This window comes from Exiguobacterium sp. PFWT01, from assembly GCF_018255795.1.
GTDB lineage: Bacteria > Bacillota > Bacilli > Exiguobacteriales > Exiguobacteriaceae > Exiguobacterium.
Genome location: NZ_CP073755.1, coordinates 1,315,982 through 1,341,861, shown reverse-complemented (window position 1 = coordinate 1,341,861; position 25,880 = coordinate 1,315,982). Strand labels below are relative to the sequence as shown.

The following is a 25,880-nucleotide window of genomic DNA, read 5'->3' as shown; positions in this document are numbered from 1 at the left end:
AATGCGTTTCGATTCTTTCTTAACTATTCATCTGCACGAGTGATTGATCATCTCAAGTCGTTTCCTATCCAATTTTCCAACCGCTGTATAAGGCAACTCCTTCACAAACACGATTTCTCGAGGAATCTGATATGTTGTCACTCGTTCGCGCAACCAGCTCACCAGCTCTTCTTCTGTCAATATTTCATCATATAAATGGACATATGCCTTCAAAATGTGACCCGCGTAAATATCCTCTATCCCGATGACGGCGGCGTCCTCGACATTCGGATGGTCGCGCAAAACCGTCTCGACTTCCCCAGGATAAATATTGTTTCCAGCCGAGATGATTAAGTCGTCTGTTCGTCCACACAAAAAATAATAGCCGTTCTCATCCCGGTATCCGACATCACCCGTTTGAATCCAGCGGTTCTTCCTGCTTTGCATGGACCACTTATTTCGTATGCAAAATTCCCCGATGGAGCCTGGCTCGACTTCCGCTCCATCTTTCACTACCTTTAAGTCCCCTCCCGGAATCCTTCTCCCAAGCGTGTTCGCATCATAATGTAAATCTTCTGGTGTGGCGATCAGATTCAAGCCCGCTTCCGACGTCCCATAGAGATTGTATAAGACGCTCCCCAACTCGTTATGGACTTCACGGACTAAAACGGGATGAAGCTTCGCACCACCGGACGCGATACAAGCGAGAGAATGAAGTGATGTAGGATTGTGTCGTAACATTTTGTGGATCATGAGCGGGACGACCGTGACCACTTCTACCTTGTGTCGCCGAATGAGGTCACAGGCTCTCTGCACATCAAAGCTCTCTTGAATGACGACCTGTTTCCCTAGCGCTAGAAAAGATAAAAGGATGGCGATGCCGTAGCCATGGTAAATCGGGGTGGCAATATAGGCAGTGTTGAATGACGGCAACTGCAACTGGTTCAATAAAGCCGCGAATGGAGCTAGAAAGTGAAAGAGGGATGGTCTATGAGTCACCTGTTTCGGTTTTCCGGTAGTACCGCCGGTCAACAGCACGAGTTTCCCGCTCGATGCGGCCGGAAGCTTTCCTTTTTTATGTCGCTTCGAATCCGATAAACTATTGATTGATACCTTTTCCTCATGATAGCTGACAAGAGTCGAACGTTCGTAAGACGAGTTTTCAATTAAGTTTTCAAACTCATCATCGTAAATCAAAAGATTGAATGGCTGTTCTTCTACGAGTCGGTTGAACTGCAGTTGACTCATCGATGAATGAAGCATGTAGATGTCTGCACCGAGTCGTGAAGCCGCAAACATCCCTTGTACGAAAGACGCGTGGTTCTTACAAAGAAAGGCCACTTTTTGTCCCTTTTTAACCCCATACTGATCAGCCAAATGATGAGCAAGGTGTTCACAGCGTGACTTTAGCTCTTGATACGTCACTGTTTCTCGGCTATCAACTAAAGCCGTATTTTGACTCCCTGCTCTTTCAGTCAATGTAAAAAGAAGCATCAAGTTGATTCCATTTTGACGGATTGCGACGAATAGACGACCTAGGTTCGATGGTGATAGAAAATGGAGCTGCGACAAGACCTTCAATAACTTAACCATTCCTACTGTCACGCTCCTTTCTCTTAAGTAATGCAGGGACCATCCAGTCTATCGGTCTTCTGAAAACAAGTGACGTTACTTGACCGAGGAACAACCACCACGGCTTATATACTGTTCGTTTCGTATACAAAGCATGTCCGATCAATTCTGCCACATGTACCGGTGACATGGCAGGTGAATGCTGATAAGCCAGCGTCGGTTTGATCATCGGAGTTTTTACTAGCGGTAGATATAGAGTCGTCGTGGAAATATTTTTGATTGTGAGTTCCGGACCCGCAGAGCGAAACCACGTATCGAACGCGGCTTTTGATGCCTGATAGGCCGCCCAGTGAGGAAAAGGATGAAGTAACACATTGATGGTCGACACATTGACGATCTGCCCGTTCTTCTTTTCGAGCAACGGAATGAGCGATAAAATCAATTGTACGGGAGCAAAATAATTGATTGCCATCGTCCGAGTGAAGTCATGGTATCGATCGAATGACTCAGTGATGGGACGATTGATGGAGATTCCAGCATTGCTGACGAGAATATCCAATCCGTCCGGTAGTTGATGGAGATACGCCAGCAAACCATTCCGTTCCTCTTCAATTCGAAGATCTGCCGGGAACACGGTCACCGTGGCTGACCCCTTTTCGATTTCAGACTTCATGGCGTTCATGTCTGATTCTCTACGGGCAACGAGAATCAGATGGGCGGTTGTATCCGTTAGTAAATAAGCGAACGCCTGCCCGATTCCTGAGCTCGCTCCAGTAATCAATATCGTTTTCCGATCCATCTCTGATTTCATTTTCTGATGATCGAAGGAAGGAAATCGGAATAGGAGTCTCTCTAGTAACGTGTAGTCATACATATTGCCAGCACCTTTTTTGATTTTTACAATAGAACAATCATGAATTGAATAAATCTGTATGTTTAGAAGCAAAATTACTGTTCTCGTATACATGTAATGCTAAATGATATGTAACAATTTAACGAACAGAAAATGAAGTTCCCAAGATGAACGTCAGCCTTAATTACTTCAATGACTATAAAAATCCAGCAAATCTAAATCTTCACTACATTTATAAAAGAAGCTTGGACCAATCATGGCTTTGATCTTTTCAGATAGCTGATAGTACGAGGGATCATCAATCAAATTCATCAACTGGAATACATACCCTTTGTTAAATGCAACTCCATCATAACAATTATAGTCTTTGACCCCATTTGGAATAGAAACTGAATTCACGCACAACAATTCATCACTCCAATAATTAAGCCATTCCACTTCCTTAACTTTAGAAAAACCTGTTTCGTACATGAGATCCTCTCGTTCTTCAATCCTTCTAGATATTGATGCCTGGAATGGACCCCACTCTCGACAAATTCGATCAAATAACCGAATCCATTTGTCCATTTCATTCAGAAAATTTGTCTTGCTGACCACAAAAACGAAAGCAACATTTCCTGGTAAACCATCTTTCAAGTTATGAATGTTGAGATACCCTTTACTATTTTTCAATCGACAAATAAAGCTGTAAAAATCATCGTCACCTTCTGTCCACATCTTCACAAAGGTGTCATTTGAAAACTCAGTTCTAAGTGGTTCGTAAAATCCCATCTTTCCGATTTCAATCTGAAACGTATCGAAGATATTTAGCATCTGTAATGCCCATTTTTCATTCTCTAAGTCGTGAAAAAAGTTAAAACTAAGCCTTACTTCTCTCATATATTTTCAACTCACCCTGTATTCATCTTTTAAATTCGAAAATGACAAACTACATTTCATCACTCAACAACAACATTATGAAAGATCTTGATTTTATACAACGAACAGCAGTATACACCTTGAATTTAAAATGTATACTGCTGATTCTATAGGTACTCATGGATTTCTTTATTTCTTACCATTCGCATATCTAGTGAAATTGTCGAGGATCGCCTGCCAGCCTTGTCGTTGCATTTCAACCGGATTCATCGTCTCCGCATCAAACACCTCGACTACCTTCGTCTGATCCTCTTCAGAAGTAAATGAAATTCTGACTCTCCGTTCATCTTCAAGGCGATACTGAATGAGCTCATTTACTTCAACTTCCTCATATACCCCTTCAAAATCAAAGCCCATGCTCTGATCTTTTGCTTCCATCCGACTACGAAACTTCCCGCCGACCCGTAAGTCGTTCTCCGCCTCAATCGTATGCCAATCGTCAGACGCATGATTCCATTGTTTGATATGTTCAGGTTCTGTCCAGAATTTCCAGACTGTGTCGATTGGTGCATCGACGAGCGTTGATATCGTCACGACATTTGAATCCATGATTCGTTTCCCCTTTGTTCTACAATTTTCTGATCAATCACGAATGTGCTGCCCGTCCTATATGACGAACGCAATATGAGATTACTTCCCTATCAATCACATCTTCTCCTGCTCTCATTTCAACGATTGAAAGATACTCAAAACAAAAACCTTAAATGGCACTCAAAATCGAGTTCATTCAAGGTTCTTTTCATTTCATAATTGAAACTTAACTCTTGGCAATCCCAAGCATAAATCCGGCAACGACAATCAAACCGATTCCCATGAAGACGAAGACACGTTCTTTTGTCGTCTTCTCTTCTTTCAAGAGATAGATCCCACCGAGTGTCGCCACGACGACGTTTAATTGGGATAAGGCGAACGAGGTCGCGATCCCCACTTCTCCGCTTGAAACGAAAAGTCCGAAGTTCCCGATTCCCCAGGCGATCCCCGCCAAGATATTTTTGAATGTGCGTGGATCCAGTTTCTTGACGTCCTTTTCACGAAGACTGAAGAGAAGTGCCGCGATGAACATCCCGACGGATTGTGGAAGAATCGCGGTGATCCCTTCTACTTCAAAGTAGTTCGTCAAGACGGCATACGTGACGTAACCAATACTCGAGACGAATAGGACGAGTAATCCCTTTTTCAAAGCTCCGGCACTATCCTGATCTTTCTTCTGTTGGTATGAAGTCATGGTCGCCCCGATGATAATCAAGACAAGCGCTGAAAACCCTAGCCATAACTCCGTCGTCGTCTGCCAGTCTCCGAGTACGATGACCCCAAAGAGAGACGTACCGACAAGCTGCATCCCCGTACTGATTGGCATCGCTTTGGAGACACTTAAGATTTGAAACGATTGGAACTGCAAATATTGACCGAGCGCCCAGAACGCCCCTGAGATAAATCCGGTCACGATGGCGAGTGTCGAGAACTCTGGTCGGAAGACGAGGGCAATCACGACCGCCATGATTATCGCCCCGATGGTCGTGCCGATTAACTGCTGAATCGGTTTTCCTCCCACTTTCGACACGATGAGTGGAATACTTCCCCACATGAGTGCCGGTAAGAGTGCCAAAAGAATCATTTCCATGAAGCACACCTGCTTTCTTAATATAACGTCTAACATGAAATTCCCACGTCTCCAATTTTATAAACCTAAATTCAAAAAGGGAATTGCCATGTCGAATACTACGATGATATAATGATTTCGAACGGGGCATTAGCTCAGCTGGGAGAGCGCTACGCTGGCAGCGTAGAGGTCAGGGGTTCGAGCCCCCTATGCTCCATTAATTGGTCACATCTCGGATGAGGTGTGGCTTTTTGTATTTGATCTTACTTAGAAAAAACAGAAAAAGAATTAGCTTACACTTAATGTTTATATAAATAATGTTTATATAAATTTTAAGATCTTTTTATTTTGAAATAATCAATGAATAAAGCGACAATCAGAAGCAAAATAAATATCCCTGTCAATATATATTCATTGACTGAATTAGCATTGTCTTCATACTTATCTGAAACAGCAGTTTCAAAATTATCCCTTTCACTGGTTTGATTTGTCGTCTTTTCATTGGCTATTCTTTTTGAATGAGTTTGCTCAGCAATCTGATTTTCTTTGGATTTCTCCTTTTTTTCTTCCTCTATTTTTATTACATATCCTTCTGAGTAACCATCTGAATAATAGTTCTGATCTAAAATACTATTTTCTTCAAGCGAATCATCATATTCATTTTCATTATCAGAGTCCAATTTCCCGCTATCTATACCAGTTTCGTAACTAGTGGCATAACACTCTTTTAAACCTTGTTCATGACCATTCTCAATTCCCGCTTCAAAACCACTTCCATACTCCTGTGGTCCTTCCCACCACCATTCATAATCTAAATCACAAATCGAAGCATATTGAAAAGCTATTTCGTAACCTTCTTTATAGCCAATATCATAATCTAACTGAGAAGTGTAATTATTTTCAACGTCATGGTAATGATACTCTAAATGATTTAGCCCCCATTGTTCACAGTTAGTTCGGCAAGTATGCCCTCCTTGCTCATCAGTATTTCCGGGATGTGAGTAAACAATTTCAGGAAGAACATTGATTAGAAAAAAAACGACAAATAATATAATTAATTTTTTCAAGTAAATAACCTCCATTCTAAAGAATATTATAATAAAATTTAGTTAGAATGGTGATTTTCAACATCTATCTTGAAGTGAAACTCTAATGATAATTTAAACCATTAATTTGTCACATCTCGGATGAGGTGTGGCTTTTTTATTGGTATGGTGCGATTCAACCTCTTTCTGAACGGGTAATGATAGTTAGACTTTTTCATATAAGGGGGAATTTTGATGGAACGTACATCTGTAGAAGAAACATTGACGAGCGTGATCGAATGCATGCGCGCATGCAACCACTGCTTCTCAAAAAGTTTGCAAGAAGAGGATTTACACATGTTCACCGAATGCATCCGCCTGACTCGAGAATGCTCAGACATTTGTACTTTAGCTTTAAATGCCTTAGAAACAGATTCAGCCTTTTCAAAACCAATCGTTGCTTTATGCGCCCAAGTCTGTGATACGTGTGCGGTTGAATGCGGACGACATCAGCACGACCATTGTCAAGCCTGTGCCAAAGCATGTGAGCGTTGTGCGGAAGCTTGCCGAACACTTGTTGCCGCATAAGTACGACATTCGTCTAACTTTCTGTTAGACTTTTTTTTATCAAAAATAGGCGAGAACACTCCCACTTCTAAACGTTAAGGACAGGGCTTACGTGAAAGTGGGAGATGAATCGCCAGCCTGTCTTTCGGGTATAATTCCACCAAGGAGGTGAACGTCATATGGTGAAGCACAAGGGTTACAAGTTTCGGATTTATCCGACGAAGGAACAGGAAATTCTGATCGCCAAGACAATCGGCTGTTCCCGGTTCGTGTTCAATCACTTCCTGGCGAAATGGGATGAAAGCTACAGACTGACAGGGAAAGGATTGTCCTACGGTTCTTGTTCGAAAGAAATCCCTCTCTTGAAACAAGAGTTCGAGTGGCTGAAGGAGGTCGATAGCACGTCTGTCCAAACGAGCGTCAGACACCTGGCCGATGCGTTTGACCGTTTCTTCAAGAAGCAGAACGAGCGACCTCGTTTCAAGTCGAAACGAAACCCCGTCCAATCCTACAAAACGAACATCCAAGGCAATTCCCAGCTCCCCGAGGTCTCGATCGTCGGGCATCGACTCAAACTCCCGAAGCTGAAATGGGTGCGGTTCGCCAAATCGAGACAGGTCGAGGGTCGCATCCTGAGCGCCACGATCCGACGCACGGCTTCGGGCAAATACTTCGTCTCCCTTCTTGTAGAGCAGGAGATCGGTGAAATGCCGAAGACCGGTTCATCGGTCGGCGTCGACGTCGGGCTGAAGAACTTTGCCGTTCTATCGGACGGCACATTGTACAAGAATGACCGTTATTTCCGTACGCTCGAGAAGAAGCTGGTAAGGGAGCAGCGCAAGTTGTCCCGTCGCCAGCGCATCGCCCTGAACAAGAAGGTGAGACTCTCCGAGGCGAAGAACTACCAGAAGCAGAAGCGGAAAGTCGCCCGCATCCATGAGAAGATCGCCAACAAACGCGCCGACTTCCTGCACAAAGTGTCGACCGAGATCGTCAAAAACCACGACGTCATCGGCATCGAGACCCTGCAGGTGAAGGACATGCAAAAGAACCGCAAGTTGAGCAAGTCGATCTCCGAGGTCAGCTGGTCGGCGTTCTTTCGCATGCTCGAGTATAAGGCCGACTGGTACGGGAAGACCGTCGTGAAGGTCGGGAAGACCTTCGCCTCGAGCCAAGCGTGTTCGGGTTGCGGCCATCGACACAAAGACGTGAAGCATCTCGGCTTGCGTGAATGGACATGCCCGAACTGCGGGGTCCACCACGACCGTGATGTGAACGCAGGACTGAACCTCAGACAAGAAGCCGAGCGCCTGTTGGCTTCTTCAACCGTCGGGACGACGGGGCTAGCCTGATCACGTTTCTCTCGTTAGAGAGGATAACTCAGGAATCCCCCACCTCTAAACAAAGCGCAGGAGGGGTAGTTCAATGCATACGAAAGAAGGTAAACTATGAACCATACCATTCTCGCACTTGACGTGGAGACTGCTAACCGTGATAGTCGCAGCATCTGTTCTGTCGGATGGAGTATCCTTCAAAATGGAGATGTGGTCGAAACCGACCAGCGACTCGTCAATCCGGAGGAAGACTTTGATATGGGTAACATCCGCGTCCATGGCATCCGTCCGAGTGACGTGTGGGATGCACCGGCATTACCGGAAGTACTCTCCTCTCTTTACCCGATTTTACGGGAAGTGGACCTCGTCATCGCACATAACGCCTCATTTGACATGGGTGCCTTGAGAAAGGCGATTGTAAAATATGATCTATTCGATTTCCCGACAATCGAGTACGGTTGCACCGTCAAACTGTCACGTAAACTGTATCCAGGGCTCCCGAACCATAAGTTGAACACGATGGCAGAACACTTGAACGTGCAGTTTATTCATCATGATGCCGCGGAAGATGCTCGTGTATGCGCGCTACTCATGCGAGACATGATGCAAAAAACCGGCATCACAAACCCCAAAGAATTACTTCACTATACGTCCGTTAAAACAGGAACGCTCGCATATTAAACCGGTCATGAAATCATGACCGGTTATTTTTTGAAAATCCATCTCTTCTGGACATAATAACTGACGAAAAAGAGAAAACTATCGACGATTACTTTTAGGATGACCTCGCCTTGTCTGAACAAGAGAAACAAGAGATAAACAAGGAGTGCTGAAACGGCCATTTGAAGAACGACGAGACTAAAATATTTCGGAAGAGACCGCCGCGCCTTCGAATCGAAGACTACTCTTCGATTAACGAGATAATTGAAGAGAGAGGAAATGATTCGAGCGATGACCGTCGCGATGACGACGTGAGCCGTATCGAAGTACGGGGATAATAAATAAATAAAGAGCGCATACATCCCTACGTCGACAAGGAACGAGGCGACAGAGGATAACGAATACATCAAAAACATCCGATAAATTAAAATCGAGTCGAGAATCGGTCGGAAATGGGATGAATCATTTTCATTCTCATATACGGTCTGGATGGTCGTTTGTTGAATCGGGACCTGCAATCGTTTCGTGAACGTGAGCATATTCATCTCGAACTCATATCTATTTCCCGGAATGTCAATCAGTTGTCGCGCATATCGCATCGGGATGGCACGAAGTCCCGTCTGCGTGTCTTTTAACTTTAACCCACTCCCAATCAACATGACGAGCCGTGTCGCCTGATTGCCAAATCGGCTTCGGAACGGAATCGCCTCTCCGCTAAAATCTCGACATCCCATGATGAGATGATGTGGTTTATTCAACCCTTCCTCATAGACGTTGACGACATCTTGCGGCAAGTGCTGCCCATCGGCATCGACCGTGATGACCCCCGTTTTATCAGGATATGTGTCAACCACATATCGTAATCCCGTCTTGATTGCGGCTCCCTTCCCTTGATTCTGTTCGTGCGTTAACACTTGGTCTACAAATGATGAAATCTTATCAAATGTGGCTACCGACGATTCGTCACTACCGTCATTGACCACAATGATGTTCGAAAACCCACTCGCCCTCAACTTCTCCACGAGTGTGACGAGTGCCTCATCAGGGTTATAGGCCGGAATCAAAATCGAATACGCTTGGCGTGTTTCCACTTCATGCATCTGCATCGCCACCCCTCCTTCAATTCCACTATACCCGAAGCAATGAATTCGCATTCCCAATTAAAAAAACATCAGCCCTAAGGCTGATGCGTGAGTTCACCCGATAAAGATCAAGTAAGACGAAACAAAGTAGACAATCACAATCATAAGTGATGGAAGAACATATTTGAATGATTTAGTCACTTGCTTACGTAGAATACTGTACATAACGATAATCGATAAAATCGTGATACCAACCGAAGTGACAAGGTGAGATGATGAAACATCAGCTAAAATTGAACCATTCCGGTAAAACATATCAGACATCGCTATAATCAACATGTTGAAGATGTTGCTTCCTAGAATTGAACCAAATGCTAAGTTTACATTCTTTAACTTGAGTGCCATAAAAACGGCTACTGCCTCAGGTAAGGAAGTTGTTGCGGCAATCAAGAAACTTCCAACAAAACTCGATCCGAGACCTGTGACGACTGCAATCTGGTCGCCCGTAATAGACAACGCAGTACCAGCTGCCATAATCACAATCGCAGCAATTCCGAACCCTACAATTGCATGTCGGAGTGTAATCGGGTTCTGCAATTCTGCTAGAGCATGATCATTCGAAGTGTCCGAAACTTCAAGCGTTGCTGCACTAGATACTTCTTTCGGCATCTTTCCAATCCAGTAAATCCCAATCGCATATAACACTGCGATAAGCAAGGCATCAATCCCGACACCAAGAATAGTAAAGTCAATTCGTAAAATCAGGGCAAGCATAGTAACTAAGGTCAATGCCAGTCCAAGCATCGCAGTATAGAGGTGCTCTCTGTCAGCGCCATTAAAAAGACGCTTTTGGCGGAAATATAAATCAAACATTGCTAATATAAAAATATTGAACAAGTTTGAACCAAGCATATTCCCAATGGCGATATCTGGATTATTGATTAAGACAGCTGAAACACTTGTGGTCACTTCTGGTAATGACGTAGCTCCGGCTAGTAACACCGTACCAACAATCAATCCCCCCATTTTCGACTTTGTACTCATGACGTCGGCGTACGTCGACAATTTGATGGCGGCATAGACCGTGATGGCCGCGGCCAGTAAGAAATAAACAAATACCATTTTTTCTCCTCCTTGGGTAAACAAAAAAGACCTTTTTATGGACGACAAAAACGCCCATAAAAAGGTCTTGCGGACTTGTAAAAGCTCGATGGACCGAGTGCGTACGCACTGTAATGACGACCCATCGACCACGATTGTGGTCGCTACTCCCCTTTTTATCTTCCATTTAACTATAGCATGAAGAGAACTAGTTGACAATCGAGCGGCGCATGAGTGCGAGAATCTGCTGTGGTTCGAGAGCCGTTCGGTACGCGAGTTCTTGCATCCCTGCGAGTTTCTCGGGTGGCAACGGCGTGGTCCAACCCGCTTCGTGAAGTCGTTTTCGGAAGCACGCAATCTCTTCGTCATCAATCGTCTCTCGTGCAACAATCTCTCTTAACTCGTATGCCGTTTGACATAGTGGTGCCGACTCTTGCAACCATTCGTCCTCGATGAAATGAGTCAACATGGATTCGAAGAGTCTTGCCACTTTTCGATCTTTCGAATTTTTCTCGCCGTAAAACAATAGATGGAGTTCTTGTTCATACAAACCGATTAGGTCTGTCGAACTCCGAAACGGTTCAAATGCTGATAGTAATTCATGATAATACCATGATTGGTCTCGCAGTGGTCGTTTAAAACGTTGCCACACCTTCATCCCTTCCATCTCAAGATCATAACGGATGGAACGGAGATTATGTAGCTTATCCGCCACGAGAAGTGCGACTTCATCAAATTGAAGTGATTTCACCTGCTGAAGTGTCATTCGTTTTCGTTGTTCCCACGACTCGTCACGATTTTTTTCCGAGACCGCGAGAACGAGCCTGTGCACGTCAGATCCGAATTTTGATAAGATTTCTTGTGGGTCCGTCTTCGTGTCCTCAATCACATCATGGAGCAACCCTGCCGCCACGACCACCGGTGCTTGATGATCGGACTCAAGAAGCATGGCGACCGAGAATGGATGTGACAAAAATGGAATGGTTGAACCTTTTCGGAACTGTCCTCCGTGACGTATCGACGAAAAACGTAACGCCTCTTCTACGAGCGGATTCATGTCACGATCCTCCTTCTTCCGGATAAAAACTCTTCTATTTATTACCCGGAATTAGGTACATATAACCTAAAAACACTCCATTTTTAGGTATTTTGTCACATTATTCTTCATAAATCATTTTTTTCGTCATTCCTCCATCAACGACAAGATTATGTCCGTTCACAAAACTGTTTTGACGGTCAATCAAATACTGCACAGTGCGGACGATATCTTCCGGTTCACCGACCCGTCCGGATGGATGTTGTTCATGATCAATCTCACGTAACGACTCATCAGACGTATGAATCCATCCTGGACTGATTGCATTCACTGTCACGGGGCGATCGCTCAATGAGATGGCGAGTGAATGGGTCAATCCAACGATTCCTCCTTTAGATGCACCATATGCGTCCCAATGCGGCTCATTCTGGAAGGCACGTGTCGAGGCCATGTTGACGATTCTTCCGTACGACTCACCTTGATTCAGTTCTAAAAAGTATTTCGCACAATTAAATGTCCCGACTAAATTGACATCGATGACTCGCTTGAACGTGTCAATCTCAAGCTCATCAATCGGCTTGACCAGCGAGGCAATCCCTCCGTTATTGATCAACACATGAGCTCGACCAAATTCGTTGTGAATATCGTCAAAGACACGCTTAAGTTCAGACGTGTCTCCAAGGTCTACTTGATAAAAGCGTAACCCTTTAATGTCCGGGTCATCTCCAATATCTAACCCGATTACTTCATACTGATTTACGAAAGCTTGAGCAATCGCATAACCAATTCCTTGACTAGCTCCTGTTACAATCATTACGTCTTTCATCATTCATCCCTCCTAAAAGACTGTATACCCAAATCCCGATTAGTCGGACCATAGTTTTCGATTCGAAGTCGTGATCACACTCGCTCCCGCAGCAAGTGCCGCTTGGACTTCTTCTCGTGTTTCAATCAGTCCACCAGCGAAAACGGGTATTCCCGTCTCCTCCTTTACCCGTTGAATATACTTCGGTACAATACCTGGTAAGACTTCGATATAGTCCGGTTTTGAACGTTCAATGTGTTTGATACTTTTCTCTAATGAGGTGGAATCAATTAAAAATAGACGCTGTACAGTGACCACATCATTTTGCTTTGCTTTGACGATGACGTTTCCTTTCGTCGAGATGATACCGAACGGTTTGAACGTCTGGCAGACATACTCTGTCGCATACTCGTCCGCCTTCATACCTTGAATCAAATCCATATGAATGAACACTTTTTTATCATGTTTCCCCAATAATTTGAAGATGGAGTCCAATCGACTCATATGAATCTCTAATAACACCCCTAATTCGAAATCACTCGATAAAAACCGCTCCAAATCCCGCATGTCCCGTATCGCCGGTAAGATGGATTGACCATTAATCATCAACTATTCCCCCTGTCTCTTTCTCATTATGCAGATAGCCGATTTTATAAATCAAGGTTTACTCATTCAATATATCGGGAAAACAAAATCAACTTGTGTAGAGGGGGATTTGAGTATGGTCAATGAAGTAACTGTAAAAGTCGAAACACCGACTCCAGAACAACATCAAGCGTTACGCGTGAAGGCAGGGATGCCACGACGTTCTGATCGAGGTACGGTGAAGGGGCTTCAAAATACACTGTATGGTATTTGTTTATACTTAGATGATGAGATTGTCGGAATGGGACGCGTCGTCGGTGACGGCGGGATGGTATTCCATTTAGTAGATATCGTCGTAGATCCAGAATGCCAGGGACTTGGACTCGGAAAATTAATCATGGAGCATTTGATGGAATGGATCTTACAAGAAGCCGATGAGACGGCCATCATCAGCTTAATCGCAGATATTCCAGCCGATGGATTGTATCGACAGTTCGGTTTTGATTACTCACGACCTGAATCCGTCGGAATGGAGTATCAATGGAATCAAATAGAAAGCTAATTGAGGTCGTGAGAGGAGATGACGTATGGATGGGTTAAACATCATCGTGTTGCTCGGATTGGCGCTCACCCTCATCTCTGTCCTCAGTCTCCTGATTGAACGATTATTCTTCCCAAGTATTTTAGCGTTTATCGCAATTGGGGTCGGGGTCGGGTTTTTCTGGGATGGGAATGAAGTCTTTAAAGTCGCGGGAGAGATTGGAATCATTCTGTTATTTTTCCTACTCGGTCTGAAGTTTCCACTACGTGAACTTTGGAAGCGCATGCGGAAAGTATGGAAGGCGGGAATACTCGATATCATTCTGTCATTCGGGGTATCGTTTGGGATTGCTTTAGCATTTGGTCTCGATTTCCCTCGCGCCTTTTTAATCGGGGCCGTCTTATATGCGACGAGCTCCTCCATCTCTGCGAAACTGCTTGAGCGGCATTCCGAAAAACATGAAGATATTAAAGAGTTTGTGCTCGCATTACTCATCTTTGAGGATATTTTTGCCCCTCTCCTCTTGACGGTTGCCCCTTTCATCATTCAAGAAGAACCGGTTGCGATGTCCGATATCGGCAAAGTGTTCGCAGGATTTCTGATATTTGGCGTACTCTTGTTCATTGGTTCGAGCTTCGTATCCAAACAACAAAAGTTTTCGAAGCACTTGTTGCGACAAGATGATGCGAGTATCGGTCTGATCGGACTCATTCTCCTTTTCGCAGGGATTGGGATGGTGTTTGGATTATCTGAGATTTTAGGAGCATTCATCGCCGGGATCATGCTTGCAGATATCCACGACGTGAGACCGCTGAAACGTTTGACCGTACCCGTCCGAGATTTATTCTTGCCGATCTTTTTCATCTCGTTCGGTATCTCGATCAACCTCGAGAAAGGTGTCATCGTGAATACGCTCTTCTTCGTCTTGATTGTGTGGGGGGTATTATCAAAATGGATTGTCGGACGTGTCGGGGGCAGAATCTATGGCTTGACGCGTGTTCAAGCCAATGAAGCCGGGTTCTCACTCGCGCCACGTGGGGAGTTCTCTATTTTATTTACCGCCCTTTCGAACGGTGCCATCAACTTGTTTGTCGGTCTCTATATTTTTGTGTCAGCCATTGTCGGAATCATTCTGTTCCGTTTCTCAGAGTACTTGGCAGAAAAAACAGAGAAAACCCTCACGAAAGTCTTACCAGACGAGAAAAAAGAAGAATAAATTGGCGGACCCATATGCTGGGTCCGCCTACTTTGTGCATTAGTCTTTTGCTAGTTTGTTGTGCCGCTTTTTACGCCATACGATATAAATGATGACGCCGATGAACAGTAGCCCATAGATTGCATAAGAATAGGCATCGAGGTATGAGAGGATATCTTGCCAATTCTCACCGACTTTCATCCCGATAAGGATGAGAATGGTATTCCATAAGGCTGTTCCAGCCGTACTGAGCAGTAGAAATTTCATGAATGGCATGTTCGACATCCCTGCTGGAATCGAGATCAAGCTTCGGACGACCGGCATCAAACGTCCAAAGAAGACCATCCATCCCCCGTAGCGATCGAACCAAGCATCCGCCTTTTTTACATCATTCAGATCAAGTCGTAACCACTTTCCATATTTCTTCGTCCATTTTTCAATCTGCTCGACATCAAACAAGAGTCCAAGACCGTATAATAATACGGCTCCTAATATGGCACCGACCGTCGATGCCACGATGACGAGCGTGATGGACAAATTCGTCTTCACAGCAAAAAAACCACCAAAGAGTAAGACGACTTCAGAAGGGATCGGTGGAAACACATTCTCAATAAAAATCATGAATGCAATCCCTATGTAGCCGTACTGTTCAATCACAGAAATCATCCAGTCACTCATGTCGCTTCCTCCATTCTTCCCCTCTATACCCGTCCATTTTGCTATATAATCGCAAAGACATGCTACACTCAAAGAAAGGAGCTGATTGAAATGGAAGAAACAGTACGGTGTCCTTGGTGCGGGACGGATCCATTGTACGTCCGTTACCATGACGAGGAATGGGGAAAGCCCGTTCACGATGATCAGAAGCACTTTGAATGTCTGACACTCGAAAGTGCGCAAGCAGGACTCAGTTGGATCACCATCTTAAGAAAACGTGAAAATTATCGATTGGCCTATGCCAACTTTGAGGTGCAGCAAGTTGCCAGCTTCACGGATGAGGATGTGGAAAGACTTCTCGGCGATAGCGGAATCGTGCGAAATCGACGAAAAATCGAGGCGTCGATCAATAATGCGAAACAGTTCATCAAACTACAGGATGAGTTTGGCTCATTTGATTCGTACATCTGGTCATTCGTCAACGATGCACCGGTCTTGAATACATGGGATCGAATGGAAGATGTTCCTGCGACGACGCAACTTTCTGAACGATTGAGTAAAGATTTGAAACGACGCGGTTTTAAGTTTTTAGGACCGACAACGGTTTATGCCCATCTACAAGCGACTGGTCTCGTCAATGATCATCTCACCTCTTGCACGTTCCGATAACTTATGACCAGCTATAAAAAATATCTTTACATTTCCCCTCTTGTTGTGACAACATTTTGACAAAGTGATACCCATTCACTGAATTGTTTTCATATTTTTATCTTTCGGGGGGATGTTGATGAACGGAATTTTAGTGTCCATTGTCGTGTACATGGCACTGATGGTCTTGCTTGGGATCATCGCGTATCGGAGAACAAGCAGTATCGGAGATTATATGTTAGGTGGTCGGGCACTTGGTCCCGGGGTCGCCGCTTTATCTGCCGGTGCATCAGACATGAGTGGATGGCTCTTAATGGGATTGCCTGGTGCCATGTATGCGTCAGGGGTTTCAAGCGGTTGGATTGTCATCGGGTTGACAATCGGAGCCTATTTGAACTGGTTATTGGTCGCACCGAGATTACGCATTTATTCATACATATCGGATGATGCGATCACAATTCCAGACTTCTTTGAGAAACGCTTTAAAGATACAAAAGGCGTGTTGCGTTCATTTTCAGCTGCTGTCACGTTAATCTTTTTTACACTGTATGCGACAAGCGGATTCGTCGCCGGCGGTCGCCTATTCAATGCCGTCTTCGACATTGAATTTGTAACGGGAGTCGTCATTCTCGCATCTATCATTATTCTGTACACATTCATCGGTGGATTTTTAGCGGTCAGCTGGACAGATTTTGTTCAAGGATTGATTATGCTGTTCGCCCTTATTGTTGTACCTGCCATCGCCATTATGGCAACTGATGGGGTATCAAACGCTTTAGACACGGTACGAAATATTGATGAAGCGTTACTTGACCCGTGGACAGGGCAATCACTCATCGGAATCATTTCGCTATTTGCGTGGGGGCTCGGCTATTTCGGCCAGCCGCACATCATCGTCCGTTTTATGGCAATCGGAAAGCTCGAAGACATTAAGACGGCACGTCGAATCGGGATCTCATGGATGGTCTTCACCGTTGTTGGGGCGATGGCGACCGGGTTGCTCGGTCTTGCCTATTACACACAACAAGGACTCACCATCGATAATCCGGAGAACGTCTTTATCAACTTATCTGACTTATTATTCCCGGATTTGGTGACTGGTGTATTGTTGGCTGCTCTTCTTGCCGCCATCATGTCGACCATTTCCTCTCAATTGCTCGTCTCGTCGAGTGCCGCGACGACAGACTTTTATCAGAAGTTCTTTCGTAAAGAAGCGGGAGACCGTGAACTCGTCATGGTCGGTCGGATTACGGTCATTCTCGTATCCGTCATATCGATTATTCTTGCACTCGATGCAGACGACACCATCTTAAACCTTGTCGGTTATGCTTGGGCAGGATTTGGCTCATCATTTGGTCCGCTCATCTTGTTCAGTCTGTTTTGGAAGCGAACGACGCGTCAAGGCGCGCTTGCTGGAATGTTGACTGGGGCCTTTGTCGTCATTCTATGGAAGAACTATGCCGCTTCTCTTTTCGGTACGTTTGGGACATTGTATGAAATGATTCCAGCATTCTTCTTGTCGGCACTTGCCATCTATATCGTGAGTTTGATGACACCGCCACCAAATGAGGTCATTCAGCATGAGTTTGACCAAATGCAAGACATGGTCAAAGAACATATCAAATAATTCTCATGACAGGTCAAAAACGACCTGTCTTTATTTATTTAGGCAGGATTTTTCTTAATTATCGACGAATTTTAGGGTTATCGTACGAATCTGTCGTGAAAAGGAGAATCGGGATGAAACCAATCAAGATCGTCTCTCGCCTTACCTTCCTGTCTAGCTTTGTTTTATTAATCGCTTGTGGTACGACTCCGGCAACGAATCAAGAAATACCAGAAGAAGTCGAAGAACCGATTGTCGAGATACCTGAAGAAATGCCGCCTGCCGAACCGGAACCGATTGTCACGACGGCCTCCCTCTATGCAATCGGCGATATCCTTCTACATGATTCGGTATACAACGCAGCTCATACCGATGAAGGGTATGAATTTGATACTGCATTCGACCAGATCTCTCCAATATTGAGTCGCGCCGATCTATCAATCGCCAACCAAGAGAGCATGATTGGCGGGAGTGAAATCGGACTTTCGAGCTACCCGGCATTTAACAGTCCTTTTGAAATTGGAGATGCCTTACAACGAGCAGGAATCGATTTAGTCACGACAGCGAATAATCATACGCTCGACCGTGGCGTCCGAGCCATTGAAAATTCGATCGACCATTGGAACGCAATCGGAATGCCTTATACAGGCTCCTTCCTATCTGCTGAGGACAAGGCGAATATTCGTACGTTGACTGCAAACGATATTTCTTTTTCCTTCCTCGCATACACGTATGGGACGAATGGGGTCGTGCCGAAGCAGCCTTATCACGTAAATTATATCGACCTTGCACAGATGCAACCAGAGATCGAGAAGGCGGAACAGTCGACTGACATGACGGTCGTCTCCCTTCATTTCGGTACGGAATACGAGCCGTTACCGAATGAGAGTCAAACTGAGCTCGCCCAATCGTTAGCAGACCTCGGAGTCGACATCATCATCGGTCACCACCCTCACGTGCTGCAACCCCCGACCATGCTAGAAGGAGTTCATGGCAATCAAACATTTGTCATCTACTCGCTCGGTAATTTCCTTTCCGGACAACAAGGGGATGAACGAAACACGGGCGGCATCATCGGGATTGATGTGGTCAAGACAATCGAAGATGACCAATCGACTTTTGAATTGAAAAATCCGATGTTCTATCCAACCTTTACGCAAAAATCATCTGACGGACATTATGAGGTCGTCCCGTTAAAGGCTGCTCGTCCTGAACTTCTTTCCCCTGTTAGCGACCATATGTCGCAATGGTTACCCCAACTCAAAATCGAACAATGACGACTACGAAATCACTCGTGGTCTTTTTATTTTCAAAAAAGGGTTGCCACACGACATCTTATCCCTTACACTGAGTTGTATATTTATAAAAAAACATTAATAATTATTCATAAGGGGTGTTCATATTTTGAAACAGAAACTCGTATTGGCTTACTCAGGTGGTCTTGACACATCGGTTGCGATTAAATGGTTGGACGAACAAGGTTATGATGTGATTGCAGTCTGTTTAAACGTCGGGGAAGGTAAAGACTTAGAAAAGATCCAACAAAAAGCGATGAAAGTTGGAGCGAAAAAATCAATCGTCATCGATGCGGTCGACGAGTTCGTCAACGAGTTCGCTCGCTATTCGATGCAGGCCCATACATTATATGAAGGCGTATATCCACTCGTTTCGGCACTATCACGCCCTCTCATCTCGAAAAAATTGGTCGAGGTCGCACAGGCCGAAGGCGCCGTCGCTGTGGCTCATGGATGTACCGGGAAAGGAAATGACCAAGTGCGTTTTGAAGTGTCCATTCATGCACTCGATCCTTCACTCGAAATCGTCGCACCGGTTCGGGAATGGAAATGGTCACGTGAGGAAGAAATCGCGTATGCGGCAAAACATCAAATTCCGATTCCAATCGTTCAAGAAGAGCCATTCTCAATCGATCAGAACATCTGGGGACGCGCCATCGAATGCGGCATCTTAGAAGATCCTTGGGCAGCACCTCCGGCAAGCGCATATGAGTTAACAGCGGCACTTGAGGACACACCGCATGAACCTACTTATCTTGAGATTGAATTCAAGAACGGAGTGCCGGTCGCTATTGACGGGAAGAGCCAATCGTTCACCGATATCTTAAAAGAGCTCAATATCGTCGCGGGTGCCCACGGCGTCGGGAAGATCGACCACATCGAGAACCGGGTCGTCGGTATCAAATCACGCGAGGTGTATGAGGCACCTGGCGCCATGACATTAATCACTGCACATAAAGCTCTTGAAGCCTTGACACTCGTTCGTGAAGTGGCGCATTTCAAACCGATTGTCGAACAAAAATTGACGGAAACGATCTACAACGGACTTTGGTATTCACCGCTCACAAAAGCACTTCTTGCCTTTATCGATGAGACACAAGCGACCGTCACAGGAACGGTTCGCATGAAACTGTTTAAAGGACAAGCCATCGTCGACGGACGGAAGTCGCCAATCTCGCTTTATGATGAGGAACTTGCGACCTATACGTCAGCCGATACGTTCGATCAGCAAGCAGCTGTCGGATTCATCAAGTTGTGGGGTTTGCCAACAAAAGTTCAATCAGAGGTGTTGATGGAAAAGGGAGCGTTCGTCAATGAGTAAATTATGGGGAGGCCGTTTCGAGAAGACGGCGAGCGATTGGGTCGATGCATTCGGTGCATCGATTGAATTTGACGCTCAACTCGTCCTTGAGGATCTAGAGGGTAGCATGGCTCACGTGACGATGTTAGGTGACCAGGGCATCCTCTTAAAGGAAGAAGTCACTCAAATCCTTGAGGGATTACAACAACTTAAGCAAAAAGCACTCGCGGATGAATTAAAATTCGAGGTGTATCACGAAGATATTCATATGAACTTAGAAGCTCTGCTTCATGAAGCGATTGGACCGGTCGCAGGGAAAATGCATACGGCACGTAGTCGAAACGATCAAGTCGCGACGGACATGCATCTTTACTTGAAAGAACGTGTGAAAGAAGTGATTCGATTGATTGAATCGCTTCAACGCGAACTGCATGCTCACGCTTCAGAAAACGTAGAAACGATCATGCCAGGCTATACGCACCTCCAACGTGCACAACCGATCTCGCTTGCCCATCACTTGCTCGCCTATTTCTGGATGCTAGAGCGTGATAAGGAGCGGTTTACGGACAGCTCGAAGCGGATTGATTGGTCTCCTCTTGGCGCAGGAGCCTTAGCCGGGACAACGTTTCCAATCGACCGTTCCCGTTCAGCTGAATTACTTGGATTCAATCGGGTTTACCCGAATAGCCTCGATGCCGTTAGCGATCGTGACTTCATACTCGAGTTTCTTTCAAATGCATCGATGCTCATGATGCACCTCTCCCGCTTCTGTGAAGAATTGATTCTTTGGGCAAGCGAAGAGTATCGCTTCATCACGGTGTCCGATACGTTCTCTACCGGTTCGAGCATGATGCCACAAAAGAAAAACCCTGACATGGCTGAGCTCGTCCGTGGGAAGTCGGGTCGAGTGATTGGAAACTTGATGGGCTTGTTGACGCTCATGAAAGGACTTCCGCTCGCTTACAACAAAGATTTACAGGAAGATAAAGAAGGAATGTTTGACACGGTCAAGACCGTTCAAGGCTCACTCAGTATCATGGCGGGGATGATGAATGAATTGACGTTCCACCCGGACGTCATGAAACAAGCGACCGAGCGTGATTTTTCTAATGCGACCGAACTCGCCGATTATTTGACGGCAAAAGGGTTACCGTTCCGTGAGGCACACGAGGTGACTGGTAAACTCGTCAAATATTGCGTGGATGAGCGATTGTATTTACGCGAGCTTCCAATCACGGTGTTCCAAACGTACTCTGAATTGATTCAAGAGGATGTGTATCATGCCTTGACCCCTGAACAGGCAGTCGCACGTCGAAACAGTTACGGTGGCACTGGATTCGATGCCGTCCGTGAACAATTGAAAGAAGCCTCAGTATGCATGAGCACGATGACCCATTCATAACAAATACGCGCCCTCGTCAGTAAACGAGGACGCGTATTTTTGTTCATCCATTCAATATAAAAATTATATAAATCAGTACTCGTCGTCTAGTTCCCCCTCTTAATGATAACAAGAATCCTGTTCAACAAACAGACTACACTTTAATGTGTTCACGTACGATAATGGTCTCAATACGATATAAATAGGAGGCATTCACATGAAATCTTCTGTTCAGTTGGACCCAGGTCCGTTCTTTCATGGAACGAAAGCAGAACTTGTTGTTGGAGATCTTTTAGAAGTTGGCCATATGTCGAATCATCGCCATGAGCCGCTACGTCACCTTTATTTTACGGCGACTTTGGATGCTGCAAAATGGGGGGCTGAATTAGCAAAAGGAAACGGTCCTGAGCAAATTTATATCGTGGATCCGGTTGGCAATTTTGAAAATGATCCAAATTTAACGGATCAACGATTCCCTGGAAATCCTACTCGATCCTATCGGACAATCGAACCGCTCCTCGTAGTAGGTGTTTTAAAATCATGGGAACGTCACTCAGAAGAGATGATTGAAAAGATGCGTTCATCGATTGAGGAATTACGTCTAACCGGAAACAATCACATCATTGATTAAGTTTGAAAAGCGAAAAACTACTTGTAATCCCTATTCGAACATGTTAACTTTTATATTGTTAACGTTAACTGAAAAGGGGTTTACATATGAAAATTCAAGATATGACTCAAATCGCCTTTGGCGCGGCACTCATCGCAAGTATCGGTTTCATCGAAATACCGATTGGACCCGTTCCGATCACCCTTCAAACACTCGCCATCATGACCATCGCCGGCATATTCGGTGCACGGAAAGGATTTTTGGCAGTCATCGTGTACCTCCTGCTCGGCTTGATCGGACTTCCAGTACTGAGTGGTCAAGGAGGTCTCGCACCGTTTGTAGGACCAACTGTCGGATATTTAATCGCCTTTCCGATTGCAGCGCTCTTCATTGGCTGGTTCAGCGAACGCTATCGCTCCATCCCGGCATTGATTGGCTATAATTTTTTATTCGGTCTAGGGCTTGTCTACTTACTCGGAAGTATCGGACTCGAGATCGTTCTCGGTATGTCGTTCATTGATGCGCTCAAAGTAAATATTCCATTCCTCTTCGGTGACGCTTTGAAAGCAGTGCTCGCAGCCATATTAGCTGTGAAAATTTCTCAGAACGTTCAAGTTCGTCGTTCCCTCGCTTCGTAAAGGTTCGAACGTTTCACCCGTTTCCATCTGTGGAATAACTGTAGTATGGAAGGGGGTGTCCCGATGAGCGACTCGACGTTTAAAAAACGCTTGCAGAAAGCGACCCACTTTTACCAACGCTCTGACAAAGGGCAGCGTCAAGGAATCGATAAGTCGTCTCATGAGAAACGTGACACAGATGCGTTCGAGCGAAGACTCCGTGAGGCAAAAGCGAAAGTTGGCGAGATTCAAGAAAACATTGACCATATTGCTAGACGTTAAAACCCCGTCCGAAGACGGGGTTTATTTTTTGCATGGTCGAATAAGGAGGGTGACGATGAAGAGAAGCGCTAATGTGACGAGAAGTGCAAGTGATGCTGTATTCCACCCGATCAAATTCAACCCTACACTGATGGCGACCGTGATATAAAATCCACCGAGCGCTTTTTTGACGTGCTGCGAGCTGAAGCGTTGTAGCTGTTTCGCCCCAAAGGGTGATCCGATCATGGCACCCGCAATCAGAGCAAGACCGTGCAGATAATTCGTTTCAGCACCTGCCACCGTATAACTGATGACACCGGATACGACAATGAGAAGTGCTGCCGTAATACTCGTTCCGACCGCTCGCTTCATCTCCGTGTTCAACAACTTGACTTGAAGAGGGGTCAAGACGAATCCACCGCTCACGCCCATCAACGAGGAGATGAACCCCGCGAACACACCGATGATTCCAAGCCGTGGTACAGAGTCCGTTCCGACGCTTCCTTCCACATGCTGTTTCGAACGAAAGAAAGAAACAGCAAAATATGTGAGTAATGCGATGTAGACGAGTGAGATGATGAGTGTCGCCCCATCGACCCCTTCTAAATAAAAGACGAGCGGTGTGGCAATCCAGGTCCCGACAATCCCGAACACACCGATCCATAAGGCGTGCGACACGTTCACGTTCCGCAAACGGATATGCGAGATTGTTCCTGCCGTCGTTGAGCCGAGTGTCAACATGAGGCTAAGGGCAATCGCCGCACTCGCTTCATATCCGAAGACAAGGAGAAGTGGTGTCAGTAAGATTCCACCACCAATCCCAAAGAAACCGCTCAAGATTCCGATTAGCGTTCCTAAAAGGAGAAACTGTAATACTTGTAAAACGTCCATGTTGTACCCTTCTTTCATTGGTCTCGTCTGCAATCATATCAAAAAGGGGCGTCAAATGCGCCCCTTGCTTACAATGACCGTTCTAAAAACTCGAAAATTTGTTGACGATATTCATTCTGGAATGACTGGTACGACCCGACATGACCGTCGTTTTCAGTCACCCAAAGTTCGACGCGTTCTTGTGCTTCAGCCAATTTTTCACTTTCAGAAACAGGAATCGCATCATCCCCTTTACTGTGGATCAATAAAATTGGGGCATCAATCGACTTGATATCCTGAATAGGCGATACGACATCGGCATCGAGACCGGTGAACCAAGGGGTCACGGTCATGATCACGGGTGTGAACGGAACGTTCGGCAAGTCACTCCATACCGGAAGATTCGTCTCGAGATAATTTCGTAAATCACTAAACGGACTGTCGGCGATGACGGCAGCTACTTCGACATCATCAGCTGTAGAGAGTGCTGTCGCCGCTCCCATCGAGATCCCGTATAAGACAACCGGTCCTTCTGAACGACCTTTCGCATACTTGATTGCCGCTTTTAAATCGGATTGTTCTTTAGCGCCGACCGTGACTCGGTCACCCTCTGAAATCCCTGACCCGCGAAAATCGAACGTTAAAAATTGGTATCCTTGTTCATGAAATTCTGGAATCAACTCTTTCAACGGTAAATCTTCCTGTTCACGGTTCTTCCCGTATCCGTGGGCAAAGACGATGGTCGCACGCGGTGTAGGATGAGGGATCCACCATCCGTATAAGTCATATCCTTCCTCCGATTCGATTGTCACATTCTCGTACTTCAAACCAAGTGATTTCGGGGTGTATGTCAATGTTTCCCGCTCCGGTGACGTCAACTGATCCCCAATATGAGCCGAGATTCCTCCGATAGCCAAACCGGCAACGAGTAAAATGATGAGTACCGCAACACTCAATAGTTTCATCCAACGATTCATCCGTAACTTCCCCTCGATTCTATTTACTCTATCTCAACCAGCTACGAAGCGCGATGAGCGCATGTTGGACTGGTTCCCATGTGCTGGACGGAATGAGATAACATGTCGCTTCATGGATAGAGAATGTTCGCACATCCTTTTGTTTGACGATGTTCTCGCCGATTGCGCCAAACGGGTCGCTGTTCACATCGACATGTTCAAATGTGCGCCACTTGCGCTCCCCTCGTTCTACAACGGCACAACCGAATGATTTGGTCGGGCCGTCAATTCCGTACTCGGCATAATGCCAGAGTGTCGTCGCATCGAGCGGAGACCCCAAGTGCAGGATTCGTGCGTTTCGCTCAATCATTCGCTCAATAGGTGAACCTGGACCGAACCCGACATCGATAGTATGACCGGACACGATGGCTTCAGCCCCATCGCCCCAGGCGGCAACGGACCACATCGGATGGGAACTACGATATACATTCGGATAATTTCGAAACAGTTCTGGCACACGTCCCATGCCACGTGTCGCTGTTTTATCGGCTTCGTACGGAGGCATCTCCGCGCGAATCGTCTGCCACCACTCCACTGGGACAGGTGGCGCTTCCCATTCAGCTGGGTCAGAATTGTCTCCGGTCTGGGTCGCCATCATGATCAACCCAGATGGACCGACCACGTCTTGAATCGCTTCGATGACGGTCTGCGCCCCTCCACATACCCAACCGAGTTTCGAGAGCGACGAATGGACAAACAAGGCCTCTCCCGAGCGAACCCCGGCTTCTTTTAACTGTTCGATGAGACTCGACTTCGTCACCATCTG

The 25,880-nt window shown here is 45.6% G+C and carries 28 protein-coding genes and 1 tRNA gene; 14 read left to right on the top strand and 15 right to left on the bottom strand.

Annotated features, from left to right (window positions below; genetic code table 11):
* Nucleotides 1–27: 27 nt before the first annotated feature.
* From KD909_RS06950 to KD909_RS06930, 5 genes are all read right to left on the bottom strand, one after another.
* Entirely contained in the window at nt 28–1,584 is a 1,557-nt protein-coding gene (locus KD909_RS06950; RefSeq protein ID WP_249199093.1) for a class I adenylate-forming enzyme family protein, read from the bottom strand.
* The gene (locus KD909_RS06945; RefSeq protein ID WP_249199092.1) at nt 1,565–2,350 is read right to left on the bottom strand and encodes an SDR family NAD(P)-dependent oxidoreductase; all 786 of its coding nucleotides are present in this window, start codon (nt 2,348–2,350) and stop codon (nt 1,565–1,567) included. Before KD909_RS06945 ends, KD909_RS06950 begins: the two co-directional genes overlap by 20 nt.
* Before the next feature lie 243 nt (nt 2,351–2,593).
* Nucleotides 2,594–3,283, bottom strand: a complete 690-nt coding sequence (locus KD909_RS06940) for a hypothetical protein (RefSeq protein WP_211782768.1) — start codon at nt 3,281–3,283, stop codon at nt 2,594–2,596.
* Nucleotides 3,284–3,451: 168 nt separating this feature from the next.
* Nucleotides 3,452–3,871, bottom strand: a complete 420-nt coding sequence (locus tag KD909_RS06935; protein ID WP_211782767.1) for an SRPBCC family protein — start codon at nt 3,869–3,871, stop codon at nt 3,452–3,454.
* Between the two features lie 208 nt (nt 3,872–4,079).
* Nucleotides 4,080–4,943, bottom strand: a complete 864-nt coding sequence (locus KD909_RS06930) for a GRP family sugar transporter (RefSeq protein ID WP_211782766.1) — start codon at nt 4,941–4,943, stop codon at nt 4,080–4,082.
* Nucleotides 4,944–5,066: 123 nt separating this feature from the next.
* Between KD909_RS06930 and KD909_RS06925 the strand changes: the two genes are divergently transcribed.
* Nucleotides 5,067–5,139 (top strand) — tRNA-Ala (locus tag KD909_RS06925).
* Between the two features lie 115 nt (nt 5,140–5,254).
* Here KD909_RS06925 and KD909_RS15535 read toward each other — a convergent pair.
* Nucleotides 5,255–5,989 (bottom strand): hypothetical protein, encoded by a 735-nt coding sequence (locus tag KD909_RS15535; RefSeq protein WP_249199091.1) that lies wholly within the window; start codon nt 5,987–5,989, stop codon nt 5,255–5,257.
* 213 nt (nt 5,990–6,202) lie between these two features.
* Between KD909_RS15535 and KD909_RS06915 the strand changes: the two genes are divergently transcribed.
* From KD909_RS06915 to KD909_RS06905, 3 genes are all read left to right on the top strand, one after another.
* A complete protein-coding gene (locus KD909_RS06915) occupies nt 6,203–6,535 on the top strand; it encodes a four-helix bundle copper-binding protein (protein ID WP_012726406.1) in 333 nt (110 codons plus the stop codon).
* Nucleotides 6,536–6,693: 158 nt separating this feature from the next.
* A complete protein-coding gene (gene tnpB, locus KD909_RS06910; RefSeq protein ID WP_211782077.1) occupies nt 6,694–7,866 on the top strand; it encodes an IS200/IS605 family element RNA-guided endonuclease TnpB in 1,173 nt (390 codons plus the stop codon).
* Between the two features lie 96 nt (nt 7,867–7,962).
* Nucleotides 7,963–8,529, top strand: coding sequence for a 3'-5' exonuclease (locus tag KD909_RS06905; protein WP_211782765.1), 567 nt, complete (start codon nt 7,963–7,965; stop codon nt 8,527–8,529).
* 23 nt (nt 8,530–8,552) lie between these two features.
* Here KD909_RS06905 and KD909_RS06900 read toward each other — a convergent pair whose 3' ends face one another.
* From KD909_RS06900 to KD909_RS06880, 5 genes are all read right to left on the bottom strand, one after another.
* A complete protein-coding gene (locus KD909_RS06900) occupies nt 8,553–9,614 on the bottom strand; it encodes a bifunctional glycosyltransferase family 2/GtrA family protein (RefSeq protein WP_211782764.1) in 1,062 nt (353 codons plus the stop codon).
* Between the two features lie 90 nt (nt 9,615–9,704).
* Nucleotides 9,705–10,712, bottom strand: coding sequence for a sodium:calcium antiporter (locus tag KD909_RS06895; protein WP_211782763.1), 1,008 nt, complete (start codon nt 10,710–10,712; stop codon nt 9,705–9,707).
* A gap of 187 nt (nt 10,713–10,899) precedes the next feature.
* Entirely contained in the window at nt 10,900–11,748 is an 849-nt protein-coding gene (locus KD909_RS06890; protein ID WP_211782762.1) for an HD domain-containing protein, read from the bottom strand.
* A gap of 100 nt (nt 11,749–11,848) precedes the next feature.
* Nucleotides 11,849–12,553, bottom strand: coding sequence for an SDR family NAD(P)-dependent oxidoreductase (locus KD909_RS06885; protein WP_249199090.1), 705 nt, complete (start codon nt 12,551–12,553; stop codon nt 11,849–11,851).
* Between the two features lie 39 nt (nt 12,554–12,592).
* Nucleotides 12,593–13,138, bottom strand: a complete 546-nt coding sequence (locus KD909_RS06880; RefSeq protein ID WP_211782760.1) for a glycerol-3-phosphate responsive antiterminator — start codon at nt 13,136–13,138, stop codon at nt 12,593–12,595.
* A gap of 115 nt (nt 13,139–13,253) precedes the next feature.
* On the opposite strand from KD909_RS06880, the gene KD909_RS06875 reads away from it, so the two are divergent.
* Nucleotides 13,254–13,679, top strand: coding sequence for a GNAT family N-acetyltransferase (locus tag KD909_RS06875; protein ID WP_074036915.1), 426 nt, complete (start codon nt 13,254–13,256; stop codon nt 13,677–13,679).
* Nucleotides 13,680–13,704: 25 nt separating this feature from the next.
* Entirely contained in the window at nt 13,705–14,874 is a 1,170-nt protein-coding gene (locus KD909_RS06870) for a cation:proton antiporter (RefSeq protein WP_211782759.1), read from the top strand.
* A gap of 39 nt (nt 14,875–14,913) precedes the next feature.
* Here KD909_RS06870 and KD909_RS06865 read toward each other — a convergent pair whose 3' ends face one another.
* Entirely contained in the window at nt 14,914–15,531 is a 618-nt protein-coding gene (locus KD909_RS06865) for a DedA family protein (protein ID WP_159562378.1), read from the bottom strand.
* Nucleotides 15,532–15,621: 90 nt separating this feature from the next.
* Between KD909_RS06865 and KD909_RS06860 the strand changes: the two genes are divergently transcribed.
* From KD909_RS06860 to KD909_RS06825, 8 genes are all read left to right on the top strand, one after another.
* Nucleotides 15,622–16,179: a DNA-3-methyladenine glycosylase I gene (locus KD909_RS06860; protein WP_211782758.1), complete on the top strand. Its 558-nt coding sequence runs from the start codon at nt 15,622–15,624 to the stop codon at nt 16,177–16,179.
* A 118-nt stretch (nt 16,180–16,297) separates the two neighbouring features.
* The gene (gene putP / locus KD909_RS06855) at nt 16,298–17,785 is read left to right on the top strand and encodes a sodium/proline symporter PutP (RefSeq protein ID WP_211782757.1); all 1,488 of its coding nucleotides are present in this window, start codon (nt 16,298–16,300) and stop codon (nt 17,783–17,785) included.
* A 113-nt stretch (nt 17,786–17,898) separates the two neighbouring features.
* Nucleotides 17,899–19,041, top strand: coding sequence for a CapA family protein (locus KD909_RS06850; RefSeq protein ID WP_211782756.1), 1,143 nt, complete (start codon nt 17,899–17,901; stop codon nt 19,039–19,041).
* Between the two features lie 124 nt (nt 19,042–19,165).
* Nucleotides 19,166–20,380: an argininosuccinate synthase gene (locus KD909_RS06845; protein WP_147538911.1), complete on the top strand. Its 1,215-nt coding sequence runs from the start codon at nt 19,166–19,168 to the stop codon at nt 20,378–20,380.
* Nucleotides 20,373–21,761, top strand: coding sequence for an argininosuccinate lyase (gene argH / locus KD909_RS06840; protein WP_211782755.1), 1,389 nt, complete (start codon nt 20,373–20,375; stop codon nt 21,759–21,761). The genes KD909_RS06845 and argH overlap by 8 nt, the downstream gene beginning before the upstream one ends.
* Nucleotides 21,762–21,957: 196 nt before the next feature.
* Nucleotides 21,958–22,371 carry an NAD(+)--rifampin ADP-ribosyltransferase gene (arr, locus tag KD909_RS06835; RefSeq protein ID WP_371744412.1) on the top strand — a complete coding sequence of 138 codons (414 nt, stop codon included), beginning with the start codon at nt 21,958–21,960 and terminating at the stop codon, nt 22,369–22,371.
* A gap of 86 nt (nt 22,372–22,457) precedes the next feature.
* Entirely contained in the window at nt 22,458–22,988 is a 531-nt protein-coding gene (locus KD909_RS06830) for a biotin transporter BioY (protein WP_012726424.1), read from the top strand.
* A gap of 63 nt (nt 22,989–23,051) precedes the next feature.
* The gene (locus KD909_RS06825; protein ID WP_012726425.1) at nt 23,052–23,249 is read left to right on the top strand and encodes a hypothetical protein; all 198 of its coding nucleotides are present in this window, start codon (nt 23,052–23,054) and stop codon (nt 23,247–23,249) included.
* 21 nt (nt 23,250–23,270) lie between these two features.
* On the opposite strand, the gene KD909_RS06820 is transcribed toward KD909_RS06825, so the two are convergent.
* From KD909_RS06820 to KD909_RS06810, 3 genes are all read right to left on the bottom strand, one after another.
* Nucleotides 23,271–24,119, bottom strand: coding sequence for a sulfite exporter TauE/SafE family protein (locus tag KD909_RS06820; RefSeq protein ID WP_211782754.1), 849 nt, complete (start codon nt 24,117–24,119; stop codon nt 23,271–23,273).
* A gap of 68 nt (nt 24,120–24,187) precedes the next feature.
* Nucleotides 24,188–25,075, bottom strand: a complete 888-nt coding sequence (locus tag KD909_RS06815; RefSeq protein WP_211782753.1) for an alpha/beta hydrolase — start codon at nt 25,073–25,075, stop codon at nt 24,188–24,190.
* 28 nt (nt 25,076–25,103) lie between these two features.
* On the bottom strand, nt 25,104–25,877 hold the full coding sequence (locus KD909_RS06810; protein WP_249199107.1) for an AAC(3) family N-acetyltransferase: 774 nt from the start codon (nt 25,875–25,877) through the stop codon (nt 25,104–25,106).
* Between the last annotated feature and the right edge of the window lie 3 nt (nt 25,878–25,880).